We start from the raw sequence: 14,764 nt of genomic DNA on the forward strand, positions 1-14,764 counted from the left end.
CGGGTCGCCCCGGCCGGTCAGGAGGGGGTGCGCAGCACCTCGGCCACCCGGCGGGCGGTGGCGGCGTCCCGCGCGGCGGTGAACGGCAGGGCGTTGCCGCCGGTGACGCGGAACGGCTCGCCGGTCAGGGTGAGGTGCGTGCCGCCGGCCTCCTCCACCAGGAGCAGTCCGGCCGCGTGGTCCCAGGCGGCCTCCCAGGAGAACGCGACGGCGTCCAGCTCGCCCCGGGCGACCGCGAGGTATTCGAGGCCCGCGGAGCCGCAGGCGCGCGGGGCGAGGCCGTCGGTCCACAGGGCGCGCAGCGCGCGCTTCTGCTCGTCGGTGGTGTAGTCCGGGTGGGAGGTGGCGACGACGAGGTCCCGGCCGGGCTCTGGCGGGCCGGCGAACAGCCGCTCGCCGTCGAGGAAGGCGCCCCGGCCGCGGACGGCGGTGGCGAACCGGTCGCGCGCGGCGGCGTAGGTCCAGGAGGCGACCACGGTGCCGCGGTGGGCGAGGGCCACCAGGGTGCAGAAGCCGTCGTCGCCGTGGACGAACTGACGGGTGCCGTCGACCGGGTCGACGATCCAGACCGGGGTGTCGCCCTGGAGCGCCTCGTAGACCGCCGGGTCGGCGTGCACGGCTTCCTCGCCGACCACCACCGAGCCGGGCAGCAGCGCGCCGAGGTCCTCGGTGAGCCGCAGCTCGGCGAGCCGGTCGGCGTCCGTCACCAGGTCGTGCGGGCCGCTCTTCTGGTCCACCTCGTGCGCGGCGAGGCGGCGGAAGCGGGGCAGGATCTCGGCCGCGGCGGCCTTGCGGACCGCCTCCTCCACGTCGGCCGAGCGGCGGGCGAGAAACTCCTCGATGGTTTCCGTCTCTTCGATCATGCCTCCCATCAGACCACGCCCCACTGACAGCCCCGGGCCCGCGGGTGCCCGGAGGGTGGAATCGGCGTGAACAGCGGGGGCTCGCGGAGCGGGTCTTCCGGGCGGGGAGGTACGGTCCGCGTCCCGGCAGGGCGTCAGCGGCCGACCGCGTACCCCTGCATCCCGCGCGGGTTCGCCGCCGCCGAGAGGATGCCGGTCCCCGGGTCGCGGGCCACCGCGCACAGCCGGCCCTCGGACCAGGCGGGGCCGACGGTGACGTCATGGCCGCGCCGCCGCAGTTCCCCGATCACGCCGGGGTTCATGCGGGACTCCACGGTCACGCTGCCGGGGCTGCGGCGGCGCGGGTGGAAGGAGCCGGGGAAGCTGTCGTTGTGCCAGTTGGGGGCGTCGATGGCGCCCTGGAGGTCGAGGCCGCCGCGGACGGGGGCGCGCAGGGCCGCGGCGAGGAAGAAGTGCAGCTGCCACTGGTCCTGCTGGTCGCCGCCGGGCGTGCCGAACGCCAGGACCGGTACCCCGTCGCGCAGCGCGAGGGAGGGGGTGAGGGTGGTGCGGGGGCGGCGGCCGGGGGTGAGGGTGCCCGGCAGGCCCTCCTCCAGCCAGGTCATCTGCAGCCGGGTGCCGAGCGGGAAGCCGAGTTCGGGGACCACGGGGTTGGACTGGAGCCAGCCCCCGCTGGGCGTGGCCGCGATCATGTTGCCCCAGCGGTCGACGACGTCCAGGTGGCAGGTGTCGCCCCGGGTCGAGCCGTCGGCGGCCACCTCGGCCTCACCGGCCGCGTCGGCCCTTCCCGTGACCTCCGCCTCTCCGGTGGCCTCCGCGAGGGTGGGCGCGCCGGGCAGCGGGGCGACGGTCGGTTCGCCGGCGCCCATCGGGTCGAAGCCGGGCCGCGTGCCCGCCGGCACGCGCGCGTGCGCGAGTGCGGGCAGCCTCGGGAGCCGTCCGCCGGGGCTGCCGGGACGCAGGTCGTAGGAGGCCTTGGCGCCGATCAGGGCCCGCCGCCCGGCGTTGTAGGCGTCCGACAGCAGGTCGGTGAGCGGCACCTCGGCGGCGTCGCCGTACCAGGCCTCGCGGTCGGCCATGGCGAGCTTGCAGCCCTCGATCAGCAGGTGGACGTAGTCGGCGGAGCCGGGGGCGGGCAGCTCGGGCGGGAGCAGGGCGAGCTGCTGGAGCAGCACCGGGCCCTGGCTCCAGGGGCCGGCCTTGCACACGGTCCAGCCGTTCCAGTCGTACGTCACCGGGGTCTCGTAGTGGGCCGACCAGCCGGCCAGGTCGGCCTCGGTGAGGGTGCCGGTGTGCCGTTCGCCGCTGGTGTCCAGGGTGGGCCGCCGGGACTGCCGGACCAGGGCCTCGGCGATGAAGCCGGAGCGCCACACCTCGCGCGCGGCGTCGATCCGCGCCTCCCGGTCGCCCGCGTGGGCGGTCTCGGCCAGCAGCCGCTTCCAGGTGGCGGCGAGCGCGGGGTTGCGCAGCAGCGTGCCGGGGCGGGGCGGCCGGCCGCCGGGCAGGTACACCTCGGCCGACGACGTCCACTCGGTCTCGAACAGCCGCCGTACGCTCGCCACGGTCGCGCCGACGTTCTCCACGGGCGCGTGCCCGTGCTCGGCGTAGCCGATGGCGTACTTCAGGACGTCGTCCAGGGACTTGGTGCCGTGGTCGCGCAGCAGGAGCAGCCAGGCGTCGAAGGCGCCGGGCACGGCGGCGGCGAGCGGTCCGGTGCCGGGTACGAGGTCCAGTCCGAGGTCCCGGTAGTGGGCCGGGGTGGCGCCGGCCGGGGCCACGCCCTGTCCGCACAGCACGCGTACGGCGCCGCCCGCCGGGGCGAGCAGCATCGGGACCTCGCCGGCCGGCCCGTTCAGGTGCGGTTCCACGACGTGCAGCACGAACGCGCCGGCCACGGCCGCGTCGAAGGCGTTGCCGCCGTCCTCCAGCACCGCCATCGCCGACTGGGAGGCCAGCCAGTGCGTGGAGGAGACCATGCCGAAGGTGCCTTGGAGGGTGGGTCGCGTCGTGAACGGCATCTCTCACCTCGGTGTGCGCGCGTCGGCCGGTCTGCCCGGGAGCAGTTGTCGTGCCCGGAAGCTGCCCCGCCGCACGGCCGGCTACGCGGCCGGGGCCCGGTCTTCGCCGCATCCCTTTACCTGGCTGTCATGTCCCTGTAGCTTCCGCTCCTGCAAGCAGTTGCAGCAACTTACTGTCTCCAGTTTCATCCACTCCCCGACCGCTGAGCGGGAGACGTCATGAGATCGAGATCCACCGCCCCTCCGAGCGCACCGCCGCGCCCCCGCATCCTGCGGCGCGTGCTCGCCACCGCCGCCGCGGCCGCCGGGGTGGCCGCGCTGCTCACCGGACCGTCGCCGTCCGCACCGGCCCCGCTGCGGCCGGCTGCCGCCGCCTCCGGTACGACCACGGTCTTCTACTACACGAAGACGAAGAACTGGCCGTCCGCCTACCTGCACTACGCCCCCGACGGCGGGTCCTGGACCACCGTCCCCGGCACCCGGATGGAGCCCGCCTGCACGGACTGGGTGAAGAAGACCGTCGACCTCGGCGCGGCCACCGGGCTGCGCGCCGCCTTCACCAACGGCAGCGGCACCTGGGACAACAACGGGGGCGGCGATTACGCCCTGGGCACCGGGACCGTCACCGTCAAGGACGGGGTGGTCGCCCACAGCGACCCGTGCGCGGACACCGGCTCCGGCTCGGGCTCCGGCAACGAGGCGACCGTCTACTACGCGACGGCCACGACCGGCTGGACCACCGCCAACATCCACTACGCCCCGGCCGGCGGCTCCTGGACCACCGCCCCCGGCGCCGGCATGGAACCGGCCTGCGCCGGCTGGTGGAAGAAGACCCTCGGCATCGGCACCGCCACCTCGCTCAGGGCCGCGTTCAACAACGGCAACGGCGTCTGGGACAACAACAACGGCACCGACTACACCCTCGCCACGGGCACCTCCACGGTGAAGGACCGGAAGGTCACCACCGGGGCGCAGAACCCCTGCGCCGCCGCGGAGCCCGACACCCGGGCCCCGACGGCGCCCGCCAAGGTCACCGCCACCGCCACCCACACCTCGGTCGTGGTCGGCTGGGACGCGGCCACCGACGACACCGGTGTGGTGAAGTACCAGGTCACCCGCACCGGCGGCACCAAGGGCACGACCGTCACGGACGTCACCTCGACGGTCCTGACCGACACCGGGCTGGAGGCGAGGACCACCTACACCTACACCGTGAAGGCGGCCGACGCGGCCGGCAACACCTCACCCGCCTCGGCGCCGGCCACCGTGACGACCGGGGAGCGGGCGCCGGAGCCCGCCGGCGGCACCCCGCTGGGCACCGACCCGCGCAAGGACCCCATCTACTTCGTCCTCACCGCCCGCTTCTACGACGGCGACAGCTCCAACAACCGCGGCGGCAGCCAGCACGTGAAGTCCGGCAACGCGGCGGGCGACGACCCCATGTTCCGCGGCGACTTCAAGGGGCTGGTGGAGAAACTCGACTACATCAAGGCGCTCGGCTTCTCCGCCGTCTGGATCACCCCCGTGGTCCTCAACCGCTCCGACTACGACTACCACGGCTACCACGGCTACGACTTCTACAAGGTCGACCCGCGCCTGGAGTCGGCCGGCGCCTCCTACCAGGACCTGATCAACGCCGCCCACGCCAAGGGCATGAAGATCTACCAGGACGTGGTGTACAACCACAGCTCCCGCTGGGGCGCCAAGGGCCTGTTCACCCCCACCGTGTACGGCGTCCGCGACAGCCAGTGGAGCTGGTACTACGACGAGCGCGACGACGGCTTCGCGTACGACGGCCTGACCGTCGAGCCCAAGTCCGGCAAGTCGTACTACAACGGCGACCTGTGGTCCACCGCCGAACCCACGGGCAACACCTGCGTCAACTGGGGCAAGCCCACCGGCGGCAGGAGCGCGGAGGGCTACACCGTCTACAACTGCCAGTGGCCGAGCCCCACTTCGGGCATGTTCCCGAAGCAGTACTACCACCAGTGCTGGATCGGCAACTGGGAGGGCGAGGACTCGCGCTCCTGCTGGCTGCACGAGGACCTCGCCGACTTCGACACCGAGTCCACCGCCGTGCAGAACTACCTCGTCGGCGCCTACGACAAGTACATCGACATGGGTGTCGACGGCTTCCGCCTGGACACGGCCGTCCACATCCCCCGGGTCACCTGGAACCGCCGCTTCCTGCCCGCCATCCAGGAACGCGTGACCCAGCGGTTCGGTGCCGGGAAGGCGGCCAACTTCTTCGTCTTCGCCGAGGTCGGGGCCTTCGTCAACGACAAGTGGAACCGCGGCTCCGTGAACCACTCCGCCCAGTTCTACACCTGGAAGGAACGCAAGGAGTACAGCGCCGACGACACCCGGGCGGCCCTCGAACAGTACGACTACGAGGAACAGCTCGGCACCGGCAACCAGCCCGTCTCCGCCAACGCCTTCCTCAACGGCAACACCTACCACGCGCCGGACCACAGCCAGGCCTCCGGCATGAACATCATCGACATGCGCATGCACATGAACTTCGGTGACGCGCAGAACGCCTACAGCAACGGCAAGGACTCCGACGACAGCGTCAACGACGCCACGTACAACGTCGTCTACGTCGACAGCCACGACTACGGCCCGAACAAGTCGAGCACCCGCTACAGCGGTGGCACCGACGCCTGGGCCGAGAACATGTCCCTGATGTGGACCTTCCGCGGCATCCCGACGCTGTACTACGGCTCGGAGACCGAGTTCCAGAAGGGCAAGCAGATCGACTGCGGCCCCACCTGCCCGCTCGCCTCCACCGGACGCGCCTACTACGGCGACCACCTGGCCGGCACCGTCACCGCCGCGGACTTCGGCAGGACCGGCTCCGCCACCGGCGCGGTCGCCGACACCCTCGCCCAGCCCCTGGTCCAGCACCTCCAGCGGCTCAACCGGATCCGCCGTGCCGTACCGGCCCTGCAGATGGGCCAGTACTCCACCGACGGCATCTCGGGAGGCATGGCGTTCAAGCGCCGCTACACCGGTGGCGGCACGGACAGCTTCGCCCTCGTCACGGTCACCGGCGGCGCCACCTACACCGGCATACCGAACGGCACCTACACCGACGCCGTCACCGGGGACGTGCGGACCGTCACGAACGGCACGCTGTCCGTCGCGGCCCCCGGCAAGGGCAATCTCCGGGTGTACGTGCTCGACGGGCCCGGCAGGATCGGCGGTGACGGCCCCTACCTGAAGTGAGGACACGCCGGGGCGCCGCGGACCGGGCGGCGCCCCGGGAACACCCCGGGCGGGCCGGACGTTGATCCCCGGTGACAGGAACGAAAGGCCAAGGCAGTGCACGGTGAGTACAAGGTGCCCGGCGGCAAGCTCGTCGTCGTGGACGTGGACGTCGAGGACGGCGTGCTGCGGCACGTGCGCGTGGCGGGCGACTTCTTCCTGGAACCGGACGAGGCGCTGGACGCGGTGAACGGCGCCCTGGAGGGCGCCCCCGCGGACACCGACGCGGCGGGGCTGGCCGCGCGTATCGACGCGGCCCTGCCGGCGGGGACGGTGATGTACGGCCTGACCTCGGACGGCGTCGGCATCGCGGTGCGCCGGGCGCTCGCCCGCGCCACGGACTGGACCGACTACGACTGGCAGCTGATCCACGAGGCTCCGCAGCCGCCGGCCCTGCACATGGCGCTGGACGAGGTGCTGACCGCCGAGGTGGCCGCGGGCCGGCGTCCGCCGACGCTGCGGGTGTGGGAGTGGGGCGCCCCGGCGGTGATCATCGGCAGCTTCCAGTCGCTGCGCAACGAGGTCGACCCTGAGGGCGCCGCCCGGCACGGCGTCGAGGTGGTGCGGCGGATCTCCGGCGGCGGCGCGATGTTCGTGGAGCCCGGCAACACGATCACCTACTCGCTGTCGGTGCCCGAGTCCCTCGTACAGGGCCTGTCCTTCCAGGACTCCTACGCCTATCTGGACGACTGGGTGCTCGGCGCCCTCGGCGACCTGGGCATCCGGGCCTGGTACCAGCCGCTGAACGACATCGCCACCGACCAGGGCAAGATCGCGGGCGCGGCGCAGAAGCGGATGGTCGGGCCCGGCGGGGGGCCGGGTGCCGTGCTGCACCACGTGACGATGTCGTACGACATCGACGCCGACAAGATGGTCGAGGTGCTGCGGATCGGGCGGGAGAAGCTGTCCGACAAGGGCACGAGGAGCGCGAAGAAGCGGGTCGACCCGCTGCGCCGGCAGACGGGGCTGCCGCGCGAGGCCGTCATCGAGCGGATGATCGACTCCTTCCGGGCGCGCTACGGCCTCGCCGACGGCAAGGTCACCGACGAGGAGCTGGCCCGGGCGGAGGAACTGGCCCGCACCAAGTTCGGCTCGGCGGAGTGGACGGCGCGCGTGCCGTAGCCGCCGGTAGCGGTCCGCGAGCCTGAAGGAGGCGGGGGCCGGGGGTGCATTACGGGCAGACCGGTACGTCATGAGTGTGGCCCGTGACCGGGTGCGTACGCGGTGCGTTGGCACTTCCGCCCCACAGGCAGTCATGTGACACTGTCGTACCCCGTCCGCCCCGCGGACCCCTCCACCCCTCTCCCCCACGAGAAGTGTGCCCGTGCGTTCCCTCCCCCTGCCGCTCGCCCTCACCGCGCGTCTGTCCCCGGTCGCGGTGCTCGCCTGCGCCGGCTGGCTGCTGTCCTCCGGCCCCGCCGCCCCGCCCGCCGCCGGGCAGCAGACGGCCCGGATCCCGCCCGCCGGAAGCTCCGCCTCGGCCCCGTCCGCCCCTGCGGCGGCACCCGCGTACACCACCGCGCCCTCCCCCTGCGCCGCCGTCCCCGCCGCCATCCTGAAGTCCCTGGTGCCGGGTGCCGGGCCGGCCGGCAAGGAGATCCCGTCCACGGACACCAAGCTGCGCCGCACCTGTTCCTGGAACGCGCTCCACGGCTACGACTACCGCTGGCTCGACGTGTCGTTCGAGATCGGCGAGTCGGACCAGGAGGCGGAGAAGGAGTACGGGCAGCGGGTCGCGGAGAAGAGCGGCGGCGGGGCCGTGCCGGGGCTCGGCGACAGCGCGTACTCCGTCGTCGGTCTGACCACGGAGGACAAGCAGCAGACCCGTGAGGGCGTGGTGCTGGCCCGGGTCGCCAACGCCCTCGTCGTCGTCACCTACAGCGGAAGCGACTTCGAGACCCGTCAGGCGCCGACGACGGACGAGATCAACAAGGGCGCCATCAAGGCGGCGAAGGCCGCGGTGGCCGCGCTGGGCGGCGGCCGGGACTGAGACCGGGAACCGGGCCCGGCCGGCCGCCACCGCTCAGTCCGCCGCCGGCTCCTCCGCGACACCGCGGACCTCGAAGCGGGCCCTCGGGCCCAGTTCGATCCGGTCGCCGTCGCGCAGGCGGACGGCCTGGCCGGGCACCAGGACACGGTCGTTGACCCGGGTGCCGTTGGTGGCGCCCCGCGCGACCTCGGTCACCCAGGCCGCGCCCTCGGCGGTGTGCGTGACGGTGGCGTGCCGGGCCGACACCGTCTCCTCGTCCGCGAGGAGCGCCGACGCCTCGGGGGCCCAGGCGCCGCTGCGGCCCAGCCGCACCTCCCCGCCGCGCGGTACGTCGAGATGGCCGCCGCCGGCCCGGAACACCAGCCGCAGCACCCCGCCGGCCGGCCGCCGGGGGCGATCGCCCGCGCCCGCCGGGGCCAGACAGCCGGGGCAGGTCGTCGTACCGGCCGGGACGACCGTGGTGCAGCGCGGGCACCGTTCACCGAGGGGCGGGGGCGGGGGCTCGGGGCGCGTGACGCCGTCGACGGGCTGCCAGTCGTCGTCATCCCAGTCGGGTGGCTCCGTCAACGGCCTCTCCCTTCCGCACGACGACCTTGGTGTCCACCCGTCCGCTGTCGGCCTCGCGCACCTCGGTCACCACGACGGTGGTGCCCGGGCCCAGGTCGGGCGCGGCGAACAGCTCCCGGGCGAGCGGGTTGACCAGATGGGTCTCCAGCACCATGCCGATGCCCCGGCCGCCGTTCCACTTGTCCCGGGTGCAGTACTCCAGCAGTTCCCGCCGGGCCTTGTCCTCGATCCGGAGGACCAGGCGGTGCCCGTGGGCCAGTTGCCGCTGGATGTTGCGGATCTGGAGGTCGAAGATCCGCTCGGCGACGTCGTCGGAGATGAAGTCGAAGACGACGACGTTGCCGCCGATCCGGTTCATCAGCTCCGGCCGGCCGATGACCTGTTCGAAGTGCTTCTTGACGTTGTCCCGAACGGTGGCCTCCAGCTCCTTGTACGGCGTGCCGGGCGCCACGATCCACTCGCGTTCCCCGGTCTCCGGATCGGTGCGCTGCACGCCGAGGTTGGAGGTGAAGATGAGCACGCACTCGCTGAAGTAGGTGGTGACGCCCTGCCCGTCGGTGAGCCGGCCGTCCTCCAGCACTTGGAGGAACTTGTCGAGGATGCCCTTGTCGGCCTTCTCGATCTCGTCGAAGAGGATGACGCGGAAGGGGTTCTCCCGTACGGCGGAGGTCAGTTCGCCGCCCGCCTCGTAGCCGACGTAGCCCGGGGGCGCCCCGACGAGGCGGTCTGCGGAGTGCGCGGCCGAGAACTCGCTCATGTCGAACCGGAGATACGCCTGGTCGCTGTCGAACAGCACGGAGGCCACGGCCTTCGCCAGTTCCGTCTTGCCGGTGCCGGTCGGGCCGGCGAAGAACAGCACACCGCGCGGCCGGTGCCCGGGGCTGGTGGCCTGCGCCCCGGACAGCCCCAGCGCGGCGCGCTTGAGGATGTCCAGGGTCCGCGCCACGGCCGCCTCCTGGCCCAGTACCCGGCGGGGGATGGACCGTTCGTCGGCCGGGTCCTCGCCGCGCAGGATGCGCTGCCGGATCTCGTCACGGCCCCAGGGGTTCTTCTCCACGCCCAGCCGGTAGATCCGCACGGCGTCGGGCATGGCGGCGAACGGCAGGCCACGGGAGCGGGCGAGCCGCACGCTCTCCTCCATGGCCCGCAGGCTCATCCCGGAGGCCGCGCGGGCGAAGGCGCCGATCTCGCGGGAGGTCTCCTCGGCGCCCGTGCCGCCGGGCGCGGCGGCTCCGTCGCGGCTGCCGTGACCGGCGTACCGCTCGTAGACCTGGTGGAGGAGGCGGGCCATCGTGGTGCGTTCGTCCGCGTCCGGCTCCGGTACGGCGATGGCGCGGATCCGCTCGCTGCCGGAGAGCAGCCAGGCGGGGACGTCCCGCTCCCCCTCGGCGAGCCAGATCACCGGATTGAACAGGCCGGGGCCCTGCGGCAGGCTTCCGGCGCCGGTCCGGGGTGGCAACGGCCGTGCCTCGTGGGCGAGTTTGAGGCAGGCGAGGAAGAAGTCCCGTTCGTCGGGGGCCGGCCGGGCCGGGTCGGTGAGCAGCCGGGAGGCGTGGTCGATCACCAGGGCGACGCGCAGCGGCGGCAGCCGGCGGCCGTCGCGCGGTGCCTCGGTCCGCTGCCGCGCCCACCCTTCGGTGATGTTCCGCAGCTGGTCCAGCACGGCCTGGCGCCGCGCCGCCGTCTGGCCGGGGAAGTCCCCGGCGCCCCGCAGGAGTTCGGCCACGGCCGCCTGGACGTCGCCCGCGCCGGCCTGGGCCACGCCGAAGCCGCTGATCTGGTCGCACACCACCAGCGCCTCGTAGCCCTGCTGCCGCAGCGGGTTCCACAGCACGTCGAGCAGCGGGTGGAACCGGTCCCGGCCGCGCCGGCGCACCAGGTGCAGATCGCGGATGTTGCCGTGCAGGACGTACTGCGCGTGCACGCCGAGTGTTCCGGTCAGCTCCTCCACGAAGGGCGGCAGCCGGTCTTCCTTGGACAGATCCATCGTTCCTCCCCGATGCGCGCTGTCGCGGGCCGCGCGCCGGCCGTGGACGCGGCGGTGCGCTCAGGGCCCCGCCGGTGGTTCGTGCCCCCGGAAAGTCAGCCCGGGCGGCGGTTGTCGCCGTCGGCGTGGCGCTGCCGGACGGGCTGGGGGATCACGTCCCGGTACGTGTCCGCCAGCTCTTCCGCCTCGCCCATCAGCTCGTCGAGCACCAGGGCGTCCTCCCCGAGCACCCCGGGCAGCGCCCCTTGGGTGTGTTCGACCGTGAACTCGACGTCCAGGCCCAGTGCTTCGGTGATCCGCTCCAGTTCGGTGAGCCGCGCCCGGGCCTCGGCGCAGCGTTCGTCGTCCAGGGCGCGTTGCTCCGGTGTCCGCTCGCCCGGACCGCCCCGGTACATGGTCGCCACGCTCAGCCGGCCGTCGAGCAGGGTCGCCCGGAGCCAGTGCCCGGGGTCCCAGTCCGGCGGGGTCCAGTCGAGCCGTACCTCCTGTCCCGCGCCCCGGCCCAGTCCGGCTCGGCCGCCGAACCTCCTGGTCAGCTCGGCGACGGCGTCGGCGCACCGCTGCTGGACGTAGAGGGACTCCAGGGCGTGCACCCGCTCGGTGACCCGGCGTTCGACCAGCTCCCGTTCGGCCGGGCCGAGCGGGACGCCCTCGTCCAGGGTGTGCCGCAGCAGGGCCACGGCGTCCGGTGCCGGGGCGAGGTCCTCGGCTCCTTCGGGGGTCTCGTAGACGAGGAAGTCGTACTGGGCGGCAGCGCGTTCCTGCGCCTCGCGGGTCTCACGCGCCTGCCGGTTGGCGTCGCGGACGAACTTGCGTGCCTCGGTGAGGTGGATACGGGCCCGGCGGGGGTCCTCGGCGGCGCGGCGTACTGCGTCCCGGACGGCCTGCGCGGCGAGGCCGGCCGCCTCGGGGTCGGCGTACGGGTCGAGTTCGCCGAGGATTCGGGCCCCGGTGCGGCGTGCCTCCCGGACGTCGGAGGGTCCGGGGGCCGGGCGGCCGGCGGCCGGGCGGGGCAGCCGCCCGGCCTCGGCGTCGGCGGTGCGTTCGGCGGAGAAGCGGCGCAGTGCGTGTGCGCGGCTCTCGCGCAGGGCGAGCTGCCAGTCGTCGTCGTGGTCCTCGTCCAGCCGGCACTGGGCGGCGAGCCGCCGCTGTTCCCACTCGGCCTGTGCCCGCTCCGCGCGGTGCAGGGCCTGTTCGGCGCGGGCCAGTTCCCCGCGCAGGGCGGCGAGCCGGGCGCCGGCCGGGGTCAGCGGCGGCGGTACGTCGGGGTGGGGCGGGGGGCCGGGCGGGCCGCCGAGGGCCTGGGCGCGGGCCACCCGGGCCAGCAGGGCGTGGCGGCGGGCGTTGACCCGTACGGCGGCGAAGGCGGCGGCCTCCCACTGCTCGGCGGCCGTGGCCGCGATCCGCTGCCGCTGTTCCAGGCAGCGCTGTTCCTCGGCGGCCCGGACCGCGCCGGCGGCCAGCAGCCGGGTGCCGAGCAGGGCGGCCCGCCCGGCCAGCAGCACGCCGCTGAGCGAACCGAGCACCTGGAGCGCCGCGTCCGCGGCCTGGTGGGCGGCGTGCCCGGCGGCGTCGGTGAGCTGGCCGGCCGCGTCGGTGAGATGGCCCGAGGCATGGCCGGCCGCGTCGTGCAGGTGGAGCATGCCGGTGTGCGGCAGCGCCTGGGCGTCCAGGGGCGGCGGGGGCGGCGGGAAGTGCACGGCGGGTGCCACCATCTCGATGCTGGGCAGGGCGAAACCCGAACTCATGCCTGTTCTCCTGTCGTGTCGGTCGTCGTCCCGGGCCGCCACGGCCGGCCGGCGCGGTTGGCCTCCCGGCGGGCCCGGAGGTCGCGCCGCCGGCGCCGCCATGCCCGGCAGCGGTGGACGCTCCACGCGACGACGGCGCCGGCCGAGGCGAGCGGCCACAGCCAGGGCACGGCGGTGACGGCGTAGAACCCGAGGAGGACGGCGAGGACGAGCAGCGCCGCCCCGATCCAGCGGCCGGCCCGGGTGCGGGCCAGCCGGCCGGGGCGGTCCGCGCCGCGGATCAGCAGGCCGGCCAGGGAGCGGTGGGGGTGGTAGAAGGGCGGGCCGATGTAGACGGCGGTCCACAGTTCCGCCGTGAAGACGACCGCGGCGGCGGGCAGTGCCTCCAGCCAGGCCGTGACCACCGCCTCCTGGGAGGCGCGGCCCAGGACGTCCGCGAGGCCGATGACGAAGGTCCAGGGGGCCGTGCCGGCGATGCCGCCGAACAGCGCCCAGCCGAGGGTGGGCAGGCGGTCCAGGCGGCGCAGCACGGCGGTGAGTCCGTCCTGGTCGGCGGCGAGCAGCAGTTCCCGCTCCTCCTGGTTGCGCCGGGCCCTGCGCTGCTCCGCCTCCTGCCGGGCCCGGCCCCCGAGCCGGACGGCGGCGACGAGGCGGGGATCGTCGTCCTGGGCGGCGAGCAACGCGTCGAACCACGGGACGGGTTCGGGCAGTTCGGCGCGCAGGCGCAGCAGCATGCCGGTGAGCAGGCGGCGGGTGCGGTCCGGTTCGCGGGCCAGTTGCAGCAGCCAGGCGTCCACGGCGGCGGTGTGGCGCAGGACCGCCCGGTCCTGGCGGTCCCGTGCGATCTCCCGGACGGTGGGCTCCCACCGGGCGCGCAGGCGGGCCCACGCGGTGGCCGTGTCGTCCAGTCCCTCGCCGCCGGGCCGCCGGGCGAGTTCGGTCATGACCCCGGGGTGGTCCGCCAGGTGCCGCAGCAGCGCGACCGCGGCGGCGTGCCCGTCCCGGGCGCCCTGGCACAGCCGGCGCATGGCCGGCGCGTCCAGCCGGGCCCCGTGCCAGGTGACATCGAGGCCGGGGCCGAGCCAGTTCAGCAGCCGGGCGAGGGTCTCTGGGGCGGGCGGCCGGGCCAGTTCCCCGCTCAGCTCGTCCAGCCGGGCCAGTTCCTCCTCGCCCCGGCCGCCGAGGGTCCGGAACTGCTCCAGCCACTCGGTCAGCCGGGCCCGGTCGGCGTCGTCGGCCAGCATGCGGGCCGCCGAGACGTGGTTCTGGTCCAGGTGCAGGGCGAGCGACTCGGTCCCGGTGAACTCCTGGCCCATGAACGGGAACGGGCGGACCGCCGGGCGCGTGGGGTCGTCGGCGAAGATCCGGCCGCCGGTGCGCGGGAGGACGAAGGGTTCCCGGCCGTCCAGCCAGTCCCGTACCTGCGGTGCCTGCCAGCGGTGTTCGGGGGCCCGGGTGAGCAGGCCCTCGCAGAGCAGGCGGGTCGCGCGGTGGGCGATGCCGGAGACGTCGGGGTCGTGGGTGGCGATCTCGGCGAGCACGTCCTCGTCCCGGCGGAACTCGATGGGGTGGCGGCCGAGGGCGAGCTGGGCGACGACCATGCCGAGCGACCACCAGTCGCCCGCCTCGGAGACGGTCTGCCGGAGCAGTCCGGCCTCCGGTGCGAGGTAGAGGGGCTTGCCGCGCCAGTCGGTCCGGGGTTCCAGCACCTCGTCGGGCCGGTGGACGGCGGCGCCGAAGTCCACGAGGACGAGGTCGGCCCGGTCGCCCCGGCGGGTCTGGACCATGATGTTGTCGGGGGTGATGTCCCGGTGGACGACGCCGCGTCCGTGCAGCGCGGTGACGGCGTCGTACAGCTGGCCCACCACGTCCCGTACGGCGTCGGGGGGCAGGCCCTCGGGGTGGTCCCGGTGGTACGTCTCCAGGGTCTCCTCGCCGTGCGACCGGTACAGGTGCCAGGGGTGGCCGTGTGCCTCGCCGGTCTCCAGGAGCCGTTCCAGGTGGGGAGCGGGGAGTGCGCCGAGGTCCCGCAGCTCGTGTTCCACGGCCGGGTCCGGGGCGTGCAGCCGGTGGTACCACTTGAGGACCAGGGGTATCTCCGCCGCCCCATGACGGGCCGTCAGGTCGCGTACGCGCAGGACGACGGCCTCGGCGGGCCGCCGCGCGGCGGAGAGCACGGCGACCAGCGGGAAGCGGTCCGCCAGGTCCGGGGGCACCTCGGCGAGGACCGGGCGGGTCTCGGTGAAGCGGGCGTCGGTGAAGCCCCCCTCGGCGGGGTCGACGAACCGGGTGGGCGGTGTCGTGGTCATCGTCCGGCCTTCCGG

At 74.2% G+C, this 14,764-nt stretch carries 9 protein-coding genes; 3 read left to right on the forward strand and 6 right to left on the reverse strand.

Annotation, left to right across the window (positions count from 1 at the left end; all coding sequences use genetic code 11):
• Window positions 1–17 precede the first annotated feature (17 nt).
• Both IH25_RS0109470 and IH25_RS0109475 read right to left on the reverse strand, forming a co-directional pair.
• A complete protein-coding gene (locus IH25_RS0109470; RefSeq protein ID WP_030605968.1) occupies window positions 18–863 on the reverse strand; it encodes an inositol monophosphatase family protein in 846 nt (281 codons plus the stop codon).
• Between the two features lie 134 nt (window positions 864–997).
• Window positions 998–2,881, reverse strand: a complete 1,884-nt coding sequence (locus IH25_RS0109475) for a gamma-glutamyltransferase family protein (protein WP_030605969.1) — start codon at window positions 2,879–2,881, stop codon at window positions 998–1,000.
• 219 nt (window positions 2,882–3,100) lie between these two features.
• On the opposite strand from IH25_RS0109475, the gene IH25_RS0109480 reads away from it, so the two are divergent.
• The 3 genes from IH25_RS0109480 (at window position 3,101) to IH25_RS0109490 (ending at window position 8,138) form a co-directional block, all read left to right on the forward strand.
• Window positions 3,101–6,109 carry a carbohydrate binding domain-containing protein gene (locus IH25_RS0109480; RefSeq protein WP_051753845.1) on the forward strand — a complete coding sequence of 1,003 codons (3,009 nt, stop codon included), beginning with the start codon at window positions 3,101–3,103 and terminating at the stop codon, window positions 6,107–6,109.
• A gap of 96 nt (window positions 6,110–6,205) precedes the next feature.
• A complete protein-coding gene (locus IH25_RS0109485) occupies window positions 6,206–7,270 on the forward strand; it encodes a lipoate--protein ligase family protein (protein ID WP_030605971.1) in 1,065 nt (354 codons plus the stop codon).
• Window positions 7,271–7,472: 202 nt separating this feature from the next.
• Complete coding sequence (locus tag IH25_RS0109490) at window positions 7,473–8,138, forward strand: hypothetical protein (RefSeq protein WP_030605972.1); 666 nt, start codon at window positions 7,473–7,475, stop codon at window positions 8,136–8,138.
• A gap of 33 nt (window positions 8,139–8,171) precedes the next feature.
• Here IH25_RS0109490 and IH25_RS42195 read toward each other — a convergent pair whose 3' ends face one another.
• From IH25_RS42195 to IH25_RS0109510, 4 genes are all read right to left on the reverse strand, one after another.
• Entirely contained in the window at window positions 8,172–8,705 is a 534-nt protein-coding gene (locus tag IH25_RS42195; RefSeq protein WP_245172738.1) for an FHA domain-containing protein, read from the reverse strand.
• Window positions 8,680–10,692 carry an AAA family ATPase gene (locus IH25_RS0109500; protein WP_051753846.1) on the reverse strand — a complete coding sequence of 671 codons (2,013 nt, stop codon included), beginning with the start codon at window positions 10,690–10,692 and terminating at the stop codon, window positions 8,680–8,682. Before IH25_RS0109500 ends, IH25_RS42195 begins: the two co-directional genes overlap by 26 nt.
• Before the next feature lie 95 nt (window positions 10,693–10,787).
• Window positions 10,788–12,440, reverse strand: a complete 1,653-nt coding sequence (locus IH25_RS0109505) for a hypothetical protein (RefSeq protein ID WP_051753847.1) — start codon at window positions 12,438–12,440, stop codon at window positions 10,788–10,790.
• Window positions 12,437–14,749 carry a serine/threonine protein kinase gene (locus tag IH25_RS0109510; protein WP_051753848.1) on the reverse strand — a complete coding sequence of 771 codons (2,313 nt, stop codon included), beginning with the start codon at window positions 14,747–14,749 and terminating at the stop codon, window positions 12,437–12,439. Before IH25_RS0109510 ends, IH25_RS0109505 begins: the two co-directional genes overlap by 4 nt.
• Window positions 14,750–14,764: the final 15 nt, after the last annotated feature.

It is taken from the genome of Streptomyces achromogenes subsp. achromogenes, from assembly GCF_000720835.1.
In the GTDB taxonomy this organism is placed as follows: domain Bacteria; phylum Actinomycetota; class Actinomycetes; order Streptomycetales; family Streptomycetaceae; genus Streptomyces; species Streptomyces achromogenes.